At 41.4% G+C, this 20,292-nt stretch carries 16 protein-coding genes and 1 riboswitch; of the genes, 11 read left to right on the top strand and 5 right to left on the bottom strand.

The features are described from left to right. Positions 1–42: 42 nt before the first annotated feature. Positions 43–2,922, bottom strand: a complete 2,880-nt coding sequence (locus FHK88_RS00370; protein ID WP_227428803.1) for an autotransporter domain-containing protein — start codon at positions 2,920–2,922, stop codon at positions 43–45. A gap of 262 nt (positions 2,923–3,184) precedes the next feature. Then, the gene (gene thiC, locus FHK88_RS00365) at positions 3,185–5,191 is read right to left on the bottom strand and encodes a phosphomethylpyrimidine synthase ThiC (protein WP_227428802.1); all 2,007 of its coding nucleotides are present in this window, start codon (positions 5,189–5,191) and stop codon (positions 3,185–3,187) included. Positions 5,192–5,301: 110 nt separating this feature from the next. Then, positions 5,302–5,421, bottom strand: a riboswitch (TPP riboswitch). A 297-nt stretch (positions 5,422–5,718) separates the two neighbouring features. Here thiC and pstS point away from each other — a divergent pair. The 5 genes from pstS to phoU all read left to right on the top strand — a co-directional run bounded on the left by pstS (position 5,719) and on the right by phoU (position 10,932). Next, positions 5,719–6,885 carry a phosphate ABC transporter substrate-binding protein PstS gene (gene pstS / locus FHK88_RS00360; RefSeq protein WP_227428801.1) on the top strand — a complete coding sequence of 389 codons (1,167 nt, stop codon included), beginning with the start codon at positions 5,719–5,721 and terminating at the stop codon, positions 6,883–6,885. 306 nt (positions 6,886–7,191) lie between these two features. Continuing rightward, entirely contained in the window at positions 7,192–8,142 is a 951-nt protein-coding gene (gene pstC, locus FHK88_RS00355; protein WP_227428800.1) for a phosphate ABC transporter permease subunit PstC, read from the top strand. A 61-nt stretch (positions 8,143–8,203) separates the two neighbouring features. Beyond that, positions 8,204–9,097: a phosphate ABC transporter permease PstA gene (pstA, locus tag FHK88_RS00350; protein ID WP_227428799.1), complete on the top strand. Its 894-nt coding sequence runs from the start codon at positions 8,204–8,206 to the stop codon at positions 9,095–9,097. Positions 9,098–9,175: 78 nt separating this feature from the next. Beyond that, complete coding sequence (pstB, locus tag FHK88_RS00345; protein ID WP_413680420.1) at positions 9,176–10,075, top strand: phosphate ABC transporter ATP-binding protein PstB; 900 nt, start codon at positions 9,176–9,178, stop codon at positions 10,073–10,075. Positions 10,076–10,152: 77 nt separating this feature from the next. Beyond that, positions 10,153–10,932 (top strand): phosphate signaling complex protein PhoU, encoded by a 780-nt coding sequence (gene phoU / locus FHK88_RS00340; RefSeq protein WP_413680424.1) that lies wholly within the window; start codon positions 10,153–10,155, stop codon positions 10,930–10,932. A gap of 126 nt (positions 10,933–11,058) precedes the next feature. Here phoU and FHK88_RS00335 read toward each other — a convergent pair whose 3' ends face one another. Both FHK88_RS00335 and argH read right to left on the bottom strand, forming a co-directional pair. Beyond that, entirely contained in the window at positions 11,059–11,349 is a 291-nt protein-coding gene (locus tag FHK88_RS00335) for an oxidative damage protection protein (protein ID WP_227428797.1), read from the bottom strand. A gap of 4 nt (positions 11,350–11,353) precedes the next feature. Then, complete coding sequence (gene argH, locus FHK88_RS00330) at positions 11,354–12,820, bottom strand: argininosuccinate lyase (RefSeq protein WP_227428796.1); 1,467 nt, start codon at positions 12,818–12,820, stop codon at positions 11,354–11,356. A 1,404-nt stretch (positions 12,821–14,224) separates the two neighbouring features. On the opposite strand from argH, the gene FHK88_RS00325 reads away from it, so the two are divergent. From FHK88_RS00325 to FHK88_RS00300, 6 genes are all read left to right on the top strand, one after another. Next, entirely contained in the window at positions 14,225–14,962 is a 738-nt protein-coding gene (locus tag FHK88_RS00325) for a LytR/AlgR family response regulator transcription factor (protein ID WP_227428795.1), read from the top strand. Between the two features lie 241 nt (positions 14,963–15,203). After that, positions 15,204–16,208: a hydroxymethylbilane synthase gene (gene hemC, locus FHK88_RS00320; RefSeq protein WP_227428794.1), complete on the top strand. Its 1,005-nt coding sequence runs from the start codon at positions 15,204–15,206 to the stop codon at positions 16,206–16,208. 7 nt (positions 16,209–16,215) lie between these two features. After that, positions 16,216–16,995, top strand: coding sequence for a uroporphyrinogen-III synthase (locus tag FHK88_RS00315; protein WP_227428793.1), 780 nt, complete (start codon positions 16,216–16,218; stop codon positions 16,993–16,995). A 209-nt stretch (positions 16,996–17,204) separates the two neighbouring features. Continuing rightward, positions 17,205–18,224, top strand: coding sequence for a hypothetical protein (locus FHK88_RS00310; RefSeq protein WP_227428792.1), 1,020 nt, complete (start codon positions 17,205–17,207; stop codon positions 18,222–18,224). 75 nt (positions 18,225–18,299) lie between these two features. Then, positions 18,300–18,803: an acyl-CoA thioesterase gene (locus tag FHK88_RS00305; protein ID WP_227428791.1), complete on the top strand. Its 504-nt coding sequence runs from the start codon at positions 18,300–18,302 to the stop codon at positions 18,801–18,803. Positions 18,804–18,869: 66 nt separating this feature from the next. After that, the gene (locus tag FHK88_RS00300; RefSeq protein ID WP_227428790.1) at positions 18,870–19,556 is read left to right on the top strand and encodes a hypothetical protein; all 687 of its coding nucleotides are present in this window, start codon (positions 18,870–18,872) and stop codon (positions 19,554–19,556) included. A 47-nt stretch (positions 19,557–19,603) separates the two neighbouring features. Here FHK88_RS00300 and upp read toward each other — a convergent pair whose 3' ends face one another. Beyond that, complete coding sequence (upp, locus tag FHK88_RS00295) at positions 19,604–20,251, bottom strand: uracil phosphoribosyltransferase (protein ID WP_227428789.1); 648 nt, start codon at positions 20,249–20,251, stop codon at positions 19,604–19,606. Positions 20,252–20,292: the final 41 nt, after the last annotated feature.

Raw genomic sequence — 20,292 nt, 5'->3', positions numbered from 1 at the left:
GTGTGCGTTTTTATTGTAAGTGGATATTATAAAATCAGAGCATTAAAACTTTGTTTGTAAGGTAATGGTTGCCATATGGTCTTGATAATTATCACGCCACTCGCCTTGATAACCTGTTGATAAGGTCGTGTTGGCTGTTGGCATATAATTTAGACCAATACCAGCAATACCAATATTGCGTCCTACCTCTTGCCCAATAGTAGTGAACTTTGTATTTGGCATGCTAGTGAAGCTAGCAGTGACGTCTGAATACTGGTCTCTATTTTCAATTGCACCTGCCAGATGTCCTGTCAATGCAAGATTATAGGATAGTGGTTGAGCCAGTTTGACACCTGCAGTAAAGCGCAAAGACTCATGGCGATTTTCATCTACATTAAGGTTATATACACCTGCACCAGTCTCCTGATAGCTTTCACTGGAGGTTTGAGCATAGTTGACACTGGCAAACGGCGTAATATTTTTGTTTACAGTACCGATGCGATGATCAATGCCAAAGCCTGCCTGTAGTGTATCTGCAGAGTAATCAGAATAAGCAATAGCATTTGAAACTATTGATAGGTGACGTTCTCCTGTAATGTCACTCTTACCTGCACCCGCATGGAAGTTTACTTGTGTAGATTCATTAGCAGCATAACGACCATATCCTAGAACTTGCCAGTTTTTAACGGTGGCATTATGGTTGATATTATAGCCGTTAGTATCTGCATCATTTTGGATATATGAGGCAGCTACCCCTAAGTTTAGATTGTTTGTAATGGCTGTATCAATACCCGAGATAACGCCATAGCCTTTTGTATCATATCCTGTGATGTGGTTATTTGCTTGTTTACTGCTATCTTGTCCAATAACCTTCGCCCAAATATGACGATTTGGAGTCATTTCTTGGCTATGCTCAGTAATGGCGTTTGTCACTACATTGTTGGTATCAGTAATAATTTTATTGACTGAACCTACAAATAGAGGCTGTAGTTGATTGGTCGCCTCAGCAACTTGGGCTTGATTAAAGTTTTGGGTATTGATAATCAGTTGATCTGCCAATTTGTTGTTGCCAGTAGTTACTCGCTCTTGTATTGCCTGATCTAATACAGAGGCAATATCAGCAGCTGAAGTATTGCCCTGTTTATTGACAGCTTGTGCAAACGTGGTGTCAGATGGTTCTACAGGCTTAGTAGGCTCTTCGGGCTTAGTAGGCTCTTCGGGCTTAGTAGGCTCTTCGGGTTTAGTAGGCTCTTCGGGTTTAGTAGGCTCTTCGGGTTTAGTAGGCTCTTCGGGTTTAGTAGGCTCTTCGGGTTTAGTAGGCTCTTCGGGTTTAGTAGGCTCTTCGGGTTTAGTAGGCTCTTCAGGCTTAGTGGGCTCTTCAGGCTTAGTGGGTTCTTCAGGCTTAGTGGGTTCTTCAGGCTGAGTGGGTTCTTCAGGCTGAGTGGGTTCTTCAGGCTGAGTGGGTTCTTCAGGCTTAGTGGGCTCTTCGGGCTTAGGAGCAACCATTCTTAGGTGTACTGCATTAGCATCACTATAGTCAGCTTCAAACTTTACAAGTGGACTATTGTCAGCAACTTCTTTAAACTCACCTGTACGTTTATCTGCTAAGACGACATTTTTCCATTCAGTTGTTTTTGGTGTGTTTTTTAGAGCTTCATCAGTATAAACAAATAACTTGCCTTCGTTAATATTAACATTACCATTAACAATAAACTGACCATATTCAGGATCAATAGTACCGTCCTCATCCCAATCTAATAAGCCAATACCTAAGGTTTCACCTGCTTCCATGGTGTAATCACCATTAAACTTTAGCTTACCTTGAGTAATTAAAAAATCTCCTGTCCATTGCTTGCTACTCTTTGATAGCTCTAAAGTACCAAGACCATATTTTCCAAAGCCACTAAATCTATCTTTATCAAAATCAAAACTTTCGATATTTCCTGTAATCACAGCATCAGGATTAATAGTGACATGGGTACCTACTTTTTTTAAATTATGAGCATCATCTTCGACATGACCTTGAGTATAAAAGGAGATTCCTTTTTTACCCAGCTCAATTTTATTGTCTTTAGTGAAGTTAGCAAATAAATTAGGTTGATCTTGAATAACGTCTATTTCTCCTCCATCAATATAAATATCAGAGCGTACAGAGTTTGGATTACGCTCGAGGCTATGAACTTCTATCTCGCCGTCATTGATAAGCCGTAGAGTTCCTGAGCCAGTATTACCAACAACCAGTTTGGGGCTTACAAAACCACTATCCTCAACGGTTAAACTACCTGTGGCATTAGTGCTATTATCACCAAAGCCACCAATATAGGTAGTATCTGTTGCTCTGGTTAAACCACGATTATAGGGTGTGTTTGATACTTGGAACTCGCCACGACCTTGTTGACCAATAATAAGGTTGGTTGTCTGAAAGTTATTTCTACCATCAATTTTTAGAATACCTGAGCCTGAAGTAGAAGCTCCTAAAATAGTATCTTGTTTTACTCGCAAATTATTTTCTAGGAATGGCTGAGAATCATTGTTATCTTCAGTACGGGTTATAGTCACTGTACCTGTGGCATCCTGACCAATGGTTAGATTGTTTTCAACAGTAAGCTGTACCTTTTTACCGGTAATATTTAAAGTACCATCATTTTGCTTACCGACTTCTATATCAAAGCCATTTACATTGGTATTTTCCCCACTAATGGTATCGTCAGTAACAACATAAGGGTTATCATAAAGAGTATGTGTTTGACCATCATCATAAGTCACCGCCATCGCTGACCCTGACAATCCCATCATAGCGATGACCAAACCTTTTAAAGTTAATACGGTTTTTGAAGTGGTTTGTGATTTTCCAGATGTTTTTCCACGAGATTTGGCAATTTCAGAGACACATTGATAAATACCCAATGAACGGTTAAAAACGATACGATAGACATGGTTCATGTTAAATTTCCTATTTGTAATCAATCTATTTCTTATATGGTGAAAGATAGCACCTATATAATAGAGCCTAAGTATAGTATAAATTTTTGTGTAAGCTTTTCTTTTTTCTATATGATATTTTTATATATCTTTTTAATTGTTTTATTATTTATTGGAATTTTTGGATGCTTTAGCAAATATATCTCATAAAAAAACGCACACCCAATCCTGAGTGTGCGTTTTTTTATGAGATATATTTAAAACTTATAACAGAAACGATGCCTTACACTTCATGATAAAGCTGTTTGCCTTCTTCATGGTACTTTTTGGTCATCTCTTGCATACCTTTTTGCACCTCATCAAGGCTGGCTTCACCCACTTGTCTGACCAGCTCAGTATCCACTTCTTTAATCAGATGCTTATTATCTGCAAGCTCACCAGAGTTTGGCGTCACAGGGGTTTTTAACCCTTCGGCATATTCACGCACATTTTGGGTGATTTTCATACTACAGAACTTCGGACCACACATTGAGCAGAAATGGGCAGATTTATGCGCATCTTTGGGCAAGGTCTCATCGTGATATTCACGCGCAGTATCAGGGTCAAGCGCTAGGTTAAACTGGTCTTCCCAACGGAACTCAAAGCGGGCTTTAGATAGAGCATTATCCCGAGCCTGCGCTCCGGGGTGACCTTTTGCCAAGTCGGCAGCATGGGCGGCGATTTTGTAAGTGATGATACCGTCTTTCACGTCCTTTTTATTGGGTAAGCCCAAATGCTCTTTTGGGGTCACATAACAAAGCATTGCTGTTCCAAACCAACCAATCATTGCCGCACCAATGGCACTGGTAATGTGGTCATAGCCGGGGGCAATATCGGTAGTCAAAGGTCCTAAGGTATAAAATGGCGCTTCGTGGCACATGTCTAATTGCAAGTCCATGTTTTCTTTAATGCGGTTCATTGCCACATGCCCCGGACCTTCAATCATCACCTGCACGTCATGTTGCCATGCCACTTGCGTCAGCTCACCGAGGGTACGCAATTCACCAAATTGTGCCTCATCGTTGGCATCTTGGATACAGCCGGGACGCAAACCATCACCCAAGCTAAACGCCACATCATAGGCTTTCATAATCTCGCAAATTTCTTCAAAATGAGTGTATAAAAAGCTCTCTTTATGATGAGCCAAGCACCACTGTGCCATGATTGAACCACCACGAGAGACGATACCCGTTAAGCGTTTGGCGGTCAGTGGTACATAGCGCAGTAGCACACCTGCGTGAATGGTAAAGTAATCCACGCCTTGTTCGGCTTGCTCAATCAAGGTATCACGGAAGATATCCCATGTCAGGTCTTCTGCCACGCCATCAACTTTTTCTAATGCTTGATAAATCGGCACCGTACCAATGGGTACAGGTGAGTTACGGATAATCCATTCTCGGGTTTCGTGAATGTGCTTACCAGTGGACAAATCCATGATGGTATCCGCGCCCCAGCGAGTCGCCCATGTCATTTTGGCGACCTCTTCATCAATGCTTGAGCCAAGTGCTGAGTTACCAATATTGGCATTAATTTTTACCAAAAAGTTACGCCCGATAATCATCGGCTCAGATTCTGGGTGATTGATGTTATTTGGGATAATCGCACGACCAGAGGCGACCTCACTACGCACAAACTCAGGGGTGATGATTTTGGGAATATTTGCCCCAAAGCTATCGCCGGCATGTTGGCGCATGTCGGTAAGTTCATGCTGCTTTTGGGTTTCACGAATGGCGATATATTCCATCTCAGGGGTGATGATACCTTGTCTGGCATAGTGCATTTGGGTGACGTTTTTACCCGCTTTGGCGCGGCGCGGCTTGTCAATATGCGCAAAACGTAAGTTAGCGGTAGAGATGTCTCTGGCACGTTGATTGCCATAATCGCTAGACAGTCCTGCCAACTTTTCAGTATCGCCACGCTCTTCTATCCATTTTTCCCGTAGCTTTGGAAGTCCTTTGGTTAAGTCAATATTGACATTGGGGTCGGTATAAACGCCAGAGGTGTCATAGACATAAAACGGTGGGTTGTGTTCGCCTTCGGCTTTGCCCAGTCCCCCTGTTGGTGTGTCAGTAAGGGTAATCTCACGCATTGGTACTTGGATATCAGGGCGTGAGCCTTGTACATATACTTTTTTGGAGGCGGGTAGATTACGGGTGAGGTCGCGTGCTTCTTCCTCAAAGCGTTCATCTTTGGGGCTGCGGTGGGCAGGGGTTTTTAGGGCATTGGCTTTTTCGGCTGAGCGAGAGGTCATGGTGAGTCCTTTTATCTTTATAAATAGAAGAAAGAATAGACGACTCGGTAGACAGCCCAGTATTTTGCCATACATGTGATGTTTTGAGCAGTTTGCCAAACAAAGCATCAGCAAAAAAGTAGTGACTTCCCTACGACGGTATTAACCGCATCAGGTTCAACGGGTGATGTCTCAGCAAGTTGTCTTTGTCCGTTTATCGACAGTGACAAGATGCACCCCGAGTCTTAAATCTTCTATATATTAGCAGAGTTTTTACGATTTAGCATAGGTTTACAACGATTAACGGGAAATAATAATGATTATTATTAATGAGGATTATCAATGCTCTAGATAAAATAAACTCTGATTTCATCAAAATGTCATATTTGAACGGCACACTATGGGCATATCCAACAAAGGCAATAGATTTTTTAGATATTGCTCAGTAAAAATGTGGTGTCTGTAGTGATGATGTGATTCATGCTATCTGTACACAACAGAATATAAGACTACTTTTTGTTAATAAGTTCATTTTTTAGGAGTTCGGCATGCGTTATTCATTATTAGCAGTGGCAGTTGCCAGCGTTCTATCTCTTGCCGCTTGTGATAAGAAAGCAGAAGATACAGCAACTACAGCAGCAGAATCAACTGAAGCAACTACTACAACAACCACATCTGGTGAAAGTGCCTCTACTTCTACTGGCAACTTTAAGTCAGCAGAAAATATCTCATTAGATATCACTGGTGCAGGTGCATCATTCCCACAGCCTATCTATGCCAAATGGTCAGCAGACTATAATGCAGCTACTGGTGGACAAGTAAACTATCAATCTATCGGCTCATCAGGTGGTATCAAGCAAATCATTGCTAATACTGTAGATTTTGGTGCTTCAGATGCGCCAATGACCGCAGAAGAGCTAGAAAAAGAAGGTTTGATTCAGTTTCCAACGGTGATTGGTGGTGTTGTGCCTGTGGTTAATATTCCGGGTGTGGAAGCAGGTCAGCTACATCTTGATGGTGAGAGCTTAGCCAATATTTATTTGGGCAAAATCACTAAGTGGAATGACCCTGCATTGGTGGCATTAAACCCAGACCTAACACTACCTGATGCCAATATCACGACTATCTTCCGCTCTGACGGTTCTGGTACAACTTTTAACTTCACTGATTACCTTGCCAAAGTATCGACTGATTGGGCAAATACTGTGGGCGTGGATAAAACGGTTAAATGGCCAACATCTGCAAGTGGTGCAGCAGGTAAAGGTAACGAGGGTGTGGCAAGCTATGTAAACCGTATGCCCAACTCTATTGGCTATGTTGAGTATGCGTATGCGAAGCAAAATAATATGGCACACACCGCACTAAAAAATGCGGCGGGTAATATGGTTCAGCCATCAGCAGAAACCTTTGCAGCAGCCGGTGACATTGACTGGGCTCAGTATCCGGGATTCTATAAAGTTATTACCAACTCTGAGACAGAGCAAGCATGGCCAATTGCCGCAGCTACCTTTATTTTGGTTCACAAACAGCCTAGCGACCCACAAAAAGTAGCTGGTGTATTGAATTTCTTTGATTGGGCATATACCGAAGGCGATCAAGACGCTATCGACCTAGATTATGTACCGTTTTCTGATAACGCTGTCAAACTGTTTAAAGAGAAGTGGAACGAAGTGGTTGGCTCAGATGGGCAGCCAGTTTATAAACCTGCATCATAAGATGTTGTGTCAAAAATAAACAGTTTACTTTAAAACACTTTTAAAAACCCTTTGTAAATATGTAGAGACAACCAAGCGAATACTGACTTATGAGCGTATTTGCTTGCTGTTGTCTTACCCAAGCAAGTTTATTCATTGAAAGCTTGTTCTCTTGAAGCAGTCGATGCCATGAGCTTGATAGGGTAAGGCAATCATCCTTGCTATTAGATTCTAATCCTTATTACAAGTAATAAAGCGGTTTGGCGTACGTGGCTTAATAAGTTCTGGATATGTTCTGGTGACCGCAACCTAAAAAAAGAGGCTTTCATGGCAGATTTACAATCCCAGCTAGCAAAACAAAGACGTTATGACTTTCTTTTTGTCAATGCAACTAAGGCATTTGCTGCATTGGTATTGCTGTCTTTAGGCGGTATTTTAGTATCACTTATCATTGGCGCATGGCCCAGTATGCAAGCATTTGGTTTGGGCTTTTATACCAGTAGTGAGTGGGATACAGTGAATGAACAGTTTGGTGCTTTAGCACCGATTTACGGCACATTAGTCACCTCGGTGATAGCCATTATGATTGCAGTACCAGTGAGTTTTGGTATTGCAATTTTTTTAACTGAGCTGTGTCCTAATTTTCTAAAAAAGCCACTGGGCATTGCCGTTGAGCTGCTCGCTGGTATTCCTTCGATTATTTATGGTATGTGGGGATTATTTGTTTTTGCACCATTTTTTGGTGACCACATTGAGCCGTGGTTGATTGAGAATGTCGGTGGTTTGCCAGTTATTGGCAAGCTGTTTAGTGGTGTACCGATGGGTATCGGTATGTTTACCGCAGCCTTGATTTTGGCAATTATGATTATTCCCTTTATTGCAGCCACCATGCGTGATGTTTTCTCAGTGGTGCCGGATTTATTAAAAGAGTCGGCATATGGTATGGGTGCGACCACATGGGAAGTGATGCGCAAAATTGTGTTGCCTTATACCAAAGCTGGTGTTGTTGGTGGCGTGATTTTGGGGTTAGGACGTGCATTGGGTGAGACAATGGCCGTGACTTTCTTGATTGGTAATACCTTTAATATCAATCCAAGTTTGTTTGCTTCAGGGGTATCAATTACCTCAGCATTGGCAAATGAGTTTGCTGAAGCATCTGGTGAGTTACATTTATCTTCATTATTACATTTAGGTCTGATTCTATTTGTTATCACCTTTATTGTGTTGTCTATTTCGAAGTTGATGTTGATGCGGATTGATAAAAAAGCAGGTAATTAATTTTTCAGTCTTTAAATTTATAAAAGTGTGTCAGAGATATTTAAGATAAAGGAAAGCAGATATGCAATCAGCCAACGCATTATCCACCCCTGTTAAGCCCTTTGAGGCACGCATCAATATGAGCCTCTATCGTAAGCGCCGTATGCTAAATATATTTGGCTTAGGGTTTGCCTTGATATCGGTAGCGTTTGGATTGACTTGGCTATTTTTAATCTTGTTTCAGTTGTTTTTTGAAGGTGCGCAAGGTTTAGCTCAGTTGCCGATTTTTACAGCCGATACCCCACCACCGAATACAGAAGGGGGGTTACGTAACGCCATTATTGGTTCGGCAATGCTGGCAGTATCAGGATTATTGATTGGTGCACCAGTGGGCATGATGGCAGGGATATATTTGGCTGAGTTTTCACAAGGCAGTTGGCTGGGTAAAGTGACCCGCTTTTTAAATGATATTTTGCTATCTGCCCCCTCTATTGTGATTGGTCTATTTATTTATGCCTTGATGGTACAGGGTAAAGGCTTCTCAGGATGGGCAGGTGCGTGTGCATTGGCCCTGATTGTGATTCCTGTCGTGGTACGTACCACAGAAAATATGCTTAATCTTGTTCCCAACCAGCTACGTGAAGCTGCCTATGCACTGGGTACACCGAAGTGGAAGCTGGTCAGTAGTGTGACAGTTAAAGCTGCCAAAGCAGGGTTGACCACTGGGGTATTACTGGCATTTGCCCGTATTACTGGTGAGACTGCACCGTTACTATTCACCGCATTTAATAACCAATACTTTAATACTGATATGAATAAAGCAATGGCAAACTTACCTAATACCATCTATCAGTTTGCTATGAGTCCAGCCGCTAACTGGCATGAGCTGGCATGGGCTGCTGCCTTATTAATCACATTGGCTGTATTGAGTCTGAACATCGCAGCACGCTTTATCGGTGGTAAAGAGCATAAGTAAGGTTGGGGGCAGGATGTACTTGCGCCATATAGACATTTGCTATTAGCCAATTAATGAATGAAATAACTGGATATGATTATGAATGACGTTGTTGACAGAGTAACCTCTCAAAAGACCTCTATACAGACACAAGAAAACAAGTCTGCTAGTAATGCACAAGCGGCCCAGCCAAATATGGAGAACTTCACCACACAGACCATGGCTGACTTACCTAGTAATATGCCACCTGCAAAAATGCAAATCCGTGACCTCAATTTTTACTATGGTGATTTTAAAGCACTCAAAGGTATTAATCTTGAGATTCCTGACAAGCATGTCACTGCATTTATTGGTCCTTCTGGCTGTGGCAAATCTACTTTGTTACGTACCTTTAACCGTATGTATGACTTATATCCAGGTATGCGTGCAGAAGGTCAAATCAACCTAGATGGCAAAAACATCTTGGATAGGGACGTTGATGTCAACTTGCTACGGGCAAGGGTTGGTATGGTTTTCCAAAAACCAACGCCATTTCCAATGTCCATTTATGACAATGTTGCCTTTGGCGTAAAGCTTTATGAAAAACTTAGTAAAGCAGAGATGGACGAGCGTGTTGAATGGGCATTGAAAAAAGCGGCACTATGGACAGAGGTTAAAGATAAGCTAAGAGCATCTGGGCTATCACTCTCTGGTGGTCAGCAGCAACGTTTATGTATTGCTCGTGGTGTGGCAACTAAGCCTGAAGTGTTGCTTCTTGATGAGCCAACCTCAGCACTTGACCCCATTTCTACTGGTGCGATTGAAGACTTAATTGAAGATTTAAAAAATGACTATACCATCGCCATTGTAACCCATAATATGCAGCAAGCAGCACGGGTGTCAGACTACACTGTCTATATGTATTTGGGTGATATGGTTGAGATGGGCGAGACAGACCAGCTATTTACTAACCCACAGCAAAAAGCGACAGAAGACTATATCACCGGACGCTACGGTTAATAGGGCATCAACTATCGCAATGAGCTGATGATATGGTTGAGATTGATGGCTATCATCAAGGAAAGTAAGTTATGAACATGAATACATTGGATAAACATACCTCAAAGAGCTTTGACATAGAGCTAAAAGAAGCCACTACTCTTTTTTTAGAAATGGGAGAGTCGGTTGCCAAGCAAGTTGCTAAAGCCATTCATTCTTTAACCGATGCAAATAATGCTCAGGCACAAGAAGTGATTAATGCGGACCATGACATTAATCAAATGGAAATTACCCTAGATGAGCGCATTTTATTGATGGTTGCCAAGCGTCAGCCAGCCGCCAATGATTTGCGTTTGATTATGGCGATGAGTAAAGGTGTGGTAGACCTTGAGCGTATCGGTGATGAAGCAGTAAAAATTGCGCAAATGGCTCAGCAGGTAGTCAGTGAAGGCAGCTCCCCACGGGGATACTCAGAAGTCCAGCACCTGAGCAATCAGGTACGCTTGATGATACACAGTGCTTTAGAAGCCTTTGCTCATCTTGATGCTGAGCAAGCGTTTGAGGTAATGCGTAATGATACGGTGATTAACCAAGAGTATCAATCTGCCATTCGTGCCTTAATGACCTATATTATGGAAGACCCACGCCATGTCTCAAAAGTATTGAACATCATCTGGGTATTGCGTGCTTTAGAGCGCATTGGAGACCATGCCCGTAATATTGCCGAGTTGGTGATTTACTCAAAAAGTGGTAAAGACGTGCGCCATACAAACTTTGAGCAGGTAGAAAAGGCCGTACAAGAAGTACATGACCAACAACTGGCACGACAAGCGAGTGGGGCTGAACAATCTCAAGTGGAAGAGAAAAAATCATCTTAACTTTAAATCAATAAAAAATACGAAGTACATAACAATAAAAAAGAACGATGAAAACACAATCATTTTCCCTGTGGTGTTTGTTTAACAAACACCACTTTTTTATGTTAACTCTACCTGAGCTTTTAGTTAGCTTTCAGGTGTCCAACCCTGAGGGCGCTCGTAGTCTTCGTTATCCAAAAACTTATTGCGTTGTTCAGTTAAGAATTTTTTGGCTTCAGGGTCCATCATGCTTAAATGGTTTTCGTTAATTAGCATGGTTTGATGCTCTAGCCACTCATCCCATGCTTTTTTTGACACGGTATTTTGAATCTCTTCACCAATCTTATTGGGAAAAGGTGGATGGGGCATTTTGGGTAAATCTTGCTTATATTTACGGCAAAATACCATATTGGCTTTAGGGTCAAATGTCTGGGTCATGATCTTATCCTTGTGTAATTTGATTGTTGTTAAACTTTTCTAAACGCTCACGTCCACGTGCCACCGCTTGTGTTACCTGATTGGGAGCAGTACCGCCCAAATGGTCACGAGCAGCAAGTGAGCCTTCAAGTGTCAAATAATCAAACACATCGTCGCTAATGGCATCACTAAACTGCTGTAGCTGCTCCAAACTTAACTCACTAATATCAACACCTTCTTTGATAGCCAGTGCCACAGTATTTCCAACTACCTCATGAGCATCACGGAATGCAACACCACGGCGTACCAGATAATCTGCCAAATCTGTCGCCGTTGCATAGCCCTTCATCGTCGCTGCTCGCATGTTTTCTTTGTTCGGAATAATATTAGGAAGCATATCCACAAATGCCAATAATGAACCTGTAAGCGTATCCACACAATCAAATAATGGTTCTTTATCTTCTTGATTGTCTTTATTATAGGCAAGCGGCTGATTTTTCATCAGTGTTAGTAAGGTAGTTAACTGACCAAATACTCGCGCAGCCTTACCACGTACAAGCTCTGGTACATCAGGGTTTTTCTTTTGAGGCATGATGGATGAGCCAGTACAAAAACGGTCAGGAATCTGCACAAAGCCAAACTGAGCAGACATCCATAAGATAATCTCTTCACTCATACGTGATAGGTGCATCATCAAAATAGAGGCAGCAGCAGTAAACTCAATGGCAAAATCGCGGTCAGAAACAGCATCCAATGAGTTTTGGCAGATACCTTCAAAGCCGAGTAACTCTGCGGTAATAGTGCGGTCGATAGGGAAAGTAGTACCTGCTAAGGCAGCACTACCTAATGGCATCTGATTAATACGTTTGCGAGCATCAATCAGTCTGTCTGTATCACGATTTAGCATCTCAAACCACGCCATCACATGATGACCAAAGCTGACAGGCTGAGCGGTTTGCAGATGGGTAAATCCGGGCATGATAGTATCAGTATGCTGCGCTGCTAAATCCAATAGCCCAGATTGTAGCTTAACCAATAAAGCAATAATATTATCGGTCTCTTCACGCAGCCACAGACGAATATCCGTCGCTACTTGGTCATTGCGGCTACGTCCTGTATGCAGCTTTTTACCGACTACTCCAATCAAATCAGTCAGCCGTGATTCGACATTCATATGTACATCTTCAAGTGTCACAGACCAATTAAACTCACCTGCATCAATCTCTGCTTGCACTTGTTTAAGCCCATTAATAATCGCATTGACCTCATCGTCAGTCAAAATATTGCACTTTCCAAGCATGGTCGCATGGGCAATTGAGCCTTGAATATCATGCTTGGCAAAACGCTGGTCAAAGCCAACAGAGGCAGTAAAAGCAGCAACGAAGCTGTCAGTAGCTTCACTAAAGCGCCCACCCCACATCTGTTGTCCTTGCTGTGATTGCGCACTTGTAGATGGCTGAGTATTGGCATTAGTATGAGAGTGTGTTGACATAATAAAATCGCTTATCCAATGAAAAGTAAGAGTAAAAGAATAAAAAATGAGCAGGTTGCTCAGTGATATGAATAGGGTTATAAACTATTACAACAAGTTGTTACTAGCAAAGGCAAAATAGAGCAGATATCTATCTTGAAATCAACCATTAAGGCATTGCCTTAGTCTAAAAACTACTCTGGTTTGGAATATATGCTCATTGCTAAGTTGTGATGGTTGATAACATATTCGGCACTATTTTTGCGCTAATAGATATGATATGTATACAAAATTTTTTGCTATCCTTATAGACGCTGGATAAAGCAAATTCATAATTTTTTTGGCTCAATAAAAACTTTTTGCTCTATCTTTGTCCAAAATGTATCTATTTTTTGTCAGTCATCATCTGAAATGATAATTATATCGGTTTGTCTATATAAACTATTTACTCTACTCATTTTTTACCCTGATAATAGCACTGCTATTTTGGAGCTTCCGAAGTTTAAGTAGTGTGATGAGCTATAAAATGAGTAAATTAGTTACTTATCTAGGATGGTTTCGGTTATAACACAGTGGCAACCATTCAGCCAAACAAATAGTGCGTGCAATATTTACCTATTGGTGTATGAGCTCATTTGTTGTGCTTAAGATGATGTAATTGATGTTGGATACTGATAGTTTTGAGGTGTTGCATACCTAGTCACAGCATGATTTTAGTCATTGAATCAGCTGTTGCTAAAACTAAGAAGCCATTAAACAATCATCAAACAAATCAATAGATATGATGTCAGTATAGCAAATGGCACAAAGGTCTTTCTAGAGGATGTCAGTAATTCACTGCAAAGTCTTTTAGATACTGTGTCATCTGGTATAGAGTGCATTATAACGCATGTTCAGGCAATGTAATATCATATTGTAAATTAAGAGATTTACAAACATTGTGCCATAGTTAGTATCTGTGACTGCTATGCTCACTATTTCAATGTGCTATTGTGATTGTATGTATTGATTATAAATTGTACAAGTTCTACAAAAGAAGAGCTGTGGTATTTGGTTATAAAATGAGAATTTAAATTTTACTTTGAAAAATCATGGTAAAATTATTAATATGAAATCATCCTTGTCACGATGTTTTGATTAAGTTTAAGCTTTGCTAGATAGGAAGTTTTTGAAAATTAGATATGTAGAGAGTATGGAATCAATGTCTAACAAGGCAACTTTGTATTACAAGGTCTCGTTTTTTCATTTTGTCCATTGCTGGATGGATAATCAATAAAGTTTTATTGAGTCATTATCTATATTATATATTCTAATTTTTCATAATGATGATAAACAAGGTAATACAAAGTAAGGTTTTAAGCTGTAGATATAAAAAGCTGAAGAATTCGTGATGAATGGTCAAGTATATAATTGAAGGAGTCGAGCATGAGAATTGTGGTATGTGATGATGAGCCATTAGCGCGTGAGCGTTTGGTACGGATTGTCAAAGAGGCAGGACATGAGGTCGTTGCACAAGCAATGACTGGCTCAGAAGCTGTAGATATGGTTAAACAGCATCAGCCTGATGTTATATTATTAGACATTCGTATGCCAAAAATGGATGGTGTTCGCTGTGCGCATGAGCTAAATGAGCTTGAGCATCCACCCGCAGTTATTTTTGTGACTGCTTATGACCATTATGCCATTGCCGCCTTTAAGTCACAGGCGATTGGCTATTTATTGAAGCCTGCCAATAAAGATGAGCTATTAGAAGCATTGGAAGGCGCAAGTAGCCTCAACGCTGCGCAGTTAAATGAGATTCGTAAGTTAGAAGACCCAACCGTACGACCTGTACGTCAGCATATTGCAGCACGTACGCACCGAGGTGTAGAGCTGATTCCTTTGGCTGATATTTATTATTTTACTGCTGACCAAAAGTACGTCAAAGTCCGCCATAAGGGTGGTATCGTCTTGATTGATGAGACATTAAAAGAGCTAGAGCAGGAGTTTGAGGATTTCTTATTCCGTATTCATCGTAACGCTTTGATTAACTTAGATTATCTTGAGCTATTAGAGACTGTTGACTCTGGACAGTATCAAGTGCGTTTTAAAGGTATTGATGAAAAGCTGGCAGTAAGCCGTCGTCATGTTCCAGTATTGCGTGATAAGATTCAGAATATGTAACAGAATACAGTAAAAATTTCATATTACCCTTATTTATGATTAAATAGGGGTATTTTTTTGCCATACAGAAAGATCTATAGTCAAAGAATGACCAAACAGCTACAGTGCTGTCCTTGTTTTGTGTAGCTGTCTATTCAGTATTCGGTTACTTTGTCTTCATTGTATTATTCTTTGACTATAATATTGTGGTAATGATTTTTTGAGCCTTTATTCTTATATGACCTAATAGAAGGGTGTTATCATGACGATATCACAAGAAAAACCCTTAGTAACAGATAACATAGCAACTGACCAAACCACATTAAATATTGCCACACGCCAAAGCCCATTGGCATTGTGGCAGGCTGAGCATATCAAGGCCAGATTGGAAGCACTATATCCAGAGTTAACGGTGAATTTGGTTACGATGGTGACCAAAGGTGATAAGATTTTGGATACACCCCTTGCCAAGATTGGTGGTAAAGGCTTATTTGTGAAAGAGCTGGAGCAAGCACTGTTTGATAAGCGTGCTGATATTGCTGTGCATTCGCTAAAAGATGTGCCAATGGAGTTGCCAGAAGGGTTGATGTTGGGGGCATATTGTCAGCGTGCTGCGCCGACAGATGCGTTTGTTTCTAATCAGTATGAGTCATTACAAGCATTGCCAGAAGGTGCTGTGCTAGGAACATCAAGTTTGCGCCGTCAATGTCAGATTAAAGCGCATCGACCTGATTTACAAATTAAGACGTTACGTGGCAATGTCGGCACACGCCTTAGTAAGCTGGATGCTGGTGAGTATGATGCCATTATTTTGGCAACCAGTGGTCTACAGCGCATGGGTCTAGATGAGCGTATCCGTGGAGAGTTAGACGTTGAGGTTAGTCTACCAGCAGTGGGGCAAGGAGCGTTGGCGATTGAGTGTCGAGAAGGGGATGAGTCAGTATTATCACTGTTGGCACCTCTGAATGATGACATTTCTCGTATCTGCCTGATTGCTGAGCGAGCGTTAAACAGACACTTACAAGGTGGTTGCCAAGTACCTATTGCTGGTTTTGCACTGTTAGATGAGCAGACATCTGAGCTTTGGCTACGTGGTCGAGTCGGCTCAGAGGATGGCACAACATTGCTAAAGGTTGAGCAGAGATGCCAGTTGTCTGGGACACAGTCTGAGCAAGAGCGACAAGCAGAGCAAGTAGGTATTGAGGTTGCTGAGGCTTTATTAGCACAGGGTGCAGACCAAATTTTAAACCATATTTATAATAAGTAGTGAGTTTGTGCAATTTGTAAATACACGCCCTGCGAGCCGAGCAGTGGCTCTGAGTCAGGCACTGCATCAGGCTGGTGTGCAGGTTTATGATATGCCATTATTGACACTGGATACATTGGACTTATCAGATAAAGATAAGCGGTGTATGGGGCAACTATTGAACAGTGAGTATCAAGTATTGGTTGTGGTCAGCCCATCGGCTGCGCGTATGGGGTTGGCACAATGCCCATATGACTATGTGCCTGACTATCCAGTTATTGCTGTTGGTGAAGCCACTGCAAAAATATTGCGCCAACGAGGTTGGCAAGTACAGTGTCCAGATGAGTCGAGTAATGAAGGGATGCTGAATATGCCAATGATTCAGCAGCTGTCAGCAAATAGCCGAGTATTCATCTGGCGTGGTGCTGGTGGTAGACGACTGCTAGTAGATTGCTTGCGAGAACGGGGCATACAAGTTGATATTGTTGAGTGGTATGAGCGCCGTTGCCCACAGTCATTGTCAGAAGATTATCAGCAACTCTGTGAAAAGATGGTAGGGCAACAAGATACGCCAATGGTGGTGTTGATTAGTAGTGGAGAAGCTTTTATACATTGGCAGACAGTGGTGGAAAGCCAGAAAATGCAGGTTAATATGCCAGTAGCTGCACCGTCTTTATCCAGTTTTTATTACTTTGTATTAGGGGAACGCTTGTCACAGCGACTACAGGCGTTGGGATTACAGTACAGTCAACTACAAAGTTTGCAAAGTCAGCATATTTTAGATTACCTATATACTTTAGATAAGTAAGGTCGTGATAGGTTTTTGCAACTCTGCTTCTTTATAATGACTTTGCTTTTTTAGAGTGATAAATAATAGTGGGGTTAGTTGAGTATTTATACTACCATGATGTTAATATTTACAAGAAGTCAGTGGTATGCAATGGAAAGCTTAACAGACTCACATAAGCAGTTGTTTAATAATGATTTATTCCACTTTGTCAGTATAAGGTAGCCAGCATGAGTGATAAGCCCTCTGTCAACAAACAACAAGAGAACCTTGCTGCCACCACTCAACGTAAAAAAGCACGTTATTTATTGGTGCTACTACAGTGGTTGGGTATTAGTCTGTTGTTAGTTGGGCTAGTATGGCTTTATATTGCGCAGCAACGTCAACATACAGATATCACCCAGCGCCTGCAGACCATAAGTCAGCGTATTGATAAACTAAATATGCTTGAAGATAAGCTAGTGGCGATGAATAAAGATTTATCAAATAAGCAGGTTGTAGAAGATAAAGCCCCCTCTACGCAGTCATCTGGACAGATTCAGCAAATTAGGTTACAGCTACAAGCGGCAGATGTGTTGCTACGTCAGTCTCGTTATTTAGAAGCCATTCAGTTATTGCAGGGCATACACTGGCAGTTAGAGCAAGGTAATCATGATATTTCCGCTGCGTTGACAGCAGTACTGTTGCGTAGCTTAGAAAAAGATATTACTTATCTCCAAAGTCGAGAGCGTCAGCCAGATAGCTGGCAGGAGCAGATTTTTGCCATACAAGCAGTGCAAAAATTTTTAGCCTCACAAGTATCAGACACCTCAGTACAGAAGCCAGATATCCGTTTGTATGATGTGATTATGCAGTTAAATCTGGCACAGCAAGCAGCTGCAAATCAAGATTCAGTGATGTTACAAAGATATTTGCGATTGTCAGTGGATAGATTAAAGTCACTTTTTCCAGCTACTGCATCTGCAACTGAGCTGTCATCTGCTACGACATCACCTTCTAAGCTAGATAATCAGCCAGTGGAATCAGGCAGTGATAATAGTACTAACAATACTATTAATCATAGTGCAGATAAGCATAGTACAGAAACAAATGATAGTAATGAATTGGATCGCATCAAAACCTTGCAATATGGTGATCTACAAAATATGAGCGATGTGGTTTATCTTCTTGAGCAAATGATTGCAACACCACCAACAGCAGTCACATTAACCACCACGCAGGTATTGGCAGTACCAGAGAATAATCAGTAATTCATCCACAAGATATCGTTAAATAATATTGTGAAGTATGCTGGATACTAAACAATAATGATAAAAGGGAAATTTATGAGCGCAGTAGAAAAGACAAGACAAATATCTGAGCCATTTAGTGTTGAGAGTATTGGTGATATTCCTGAAGTATTGCAACACTATCCGACTATCCATCCACAAGTTGTGGCGTGGGGTGATATGGATGCTTTCAATCATTTAAATAATGTGGTGTATTATCGTTATGCTGAGTCTGCCCGTATTGCCTATTTGCGTGCTATAAATATGTTTGCTGCTGGTAGCGTGACTGTACTGGCACAGTGTAGCTGTCAGTATTTAGTACCAGTGACATATCCAGATACACTATTAATCGGTGTACGTAGCAAATCAGTGGGAAATAGTAGCATTGTCACTGAGTATTTATACTATAGTACTGCCCAGAAAAAAGTCGTGGCGACAGGTGAGGCAGTGGTGGTTCGTCTGGATGATACTGCACAGCGTAAGTCACCATGGACAGCAGAAGAGCGTCAGCAGTTATTAAGTTTTGACCAAGCGGTTGGGCATGAGCCACAGACATCTTAATATGAAATTGCCTATTTTTCAGAGCTGTTTAGCGGGTGATGTGGGTCATCTAGGGCGTTTGTCTTGATGAATCATCCTAGTTTGCCACTGCTTGATGGTTGCTTATATCCAATACAATGGCAAGGTCATCAGATTTGTGAGCCACAGCAGCTATTGCATGCCTTGCCTTGCTATTTACAGCAAGACTTATCCACATATAAACAAGCATTTTGTGAGATATTACTGCAAAATGATACTTACCAAGAGTGGATAAACTTTACTGTATTTGGGCGTTATGTGCAGCGTAGCTTTGCAGCTTTTTATCGTCAAAGTGAAGATAACTTTAATGCTGATATGCCAGATTTACTGCGTCATGAGCTAATGCGTCATGCACAATATTTGCCAATGACACAGACGCTGTTTTTTGGTGGTGAGTTACCAAGAACGGCACGACAAGAAAAGCTATTTTCTAGCACACTCAATCCCTTTACTGCATGGCAACAGGCACAGGATAATCCTGCGTTGCTACCGTCTAGACAACGCTGTGTATTTATTAACTTGCTACAAATTGCCAGTCATAAAGTATTGGGTTTTGCAGTACGCCATAATAAACGCACCAGTGAGCGCTTGCAAAGCGAAGTGATGATACTCAATTTTTCAGATTTACGTTTGGTTTCAGAGCAAAGCTTATACCAAGTTGATGAAAAAGGCATAGACAGCGACCAACTCTCACCATCTATGCCCGTTTTTTTACGCCGTTATGAAATCCGATAGCAAAAAGTATGATTGACTAGGCAATCATATGTTATTCATAGATATGCTTATAAAATATCTTGCTTGGTGCCAAATATTTTATCGCCTGCATCACCTAACCCTGGAATAATATAACCATTTTCATCCAGATGGCTATCTAAAGCGGCGGTATAAATGGTAACGTCAGGGTGTGCTTCATTGACCAAACGCACGCCTTCAGGGGCAGCCACCAGTACCAAGGCTTTAATATCCTGACAGCCTTTGTCTTTGAGCATATCAATGGTCGCTACCATCGAACCACCTGTCGCAAGCATGGGGTCAATGATTAACGCAGGGCGACGATGCACATCTTTGACCAGTTTTTCAAAGAACGGCACAGGTTGTAAGGTTTCTTCATCACGTTGTAAGCCCACCACCGAAATTTTGGCGGTAGGAATTAAGTCTAATACCCCATCTAGCATACCCAAGCCTGCCCGCAAAATTGGTACAACGGTCAGCGTTTTACCGACGATTTGCTCGCCTTCTATCTCACCACACCAGCCTTGCATGGTAAAGGTTTCAATCTCAAAATTACGGCTGGCTTCATACGCCATCAAACGAGCCAACTCTTTGGTTAAGGTGCGGAATTTATAAGTGCTGCAGTCTTTTTCACGCATGAGGCTAAGTTTGTGACGTACAAGGGGATGGTCAATTACCGTTACTTGAAGGTCTGTCATTTTTTGTCCTTATTATGGGAGTAGAGTCATGAGTGCTAAAA

The sequence above is a fragment of the Psychrobacter sp. I-STPA6b genome, assembly GCF_020662265.1.
Lineage (GTDB): Bacteria > Pseudomonadota > Gammaproteobacteria > Pseudomonadales > Moraxellaceae > Psychrobacter.
The sequence above is the reverse complement of the archived record's forward strand: the minus strand, read 5'-3'. Positions and strand labels throughout refer to the sequence as shown.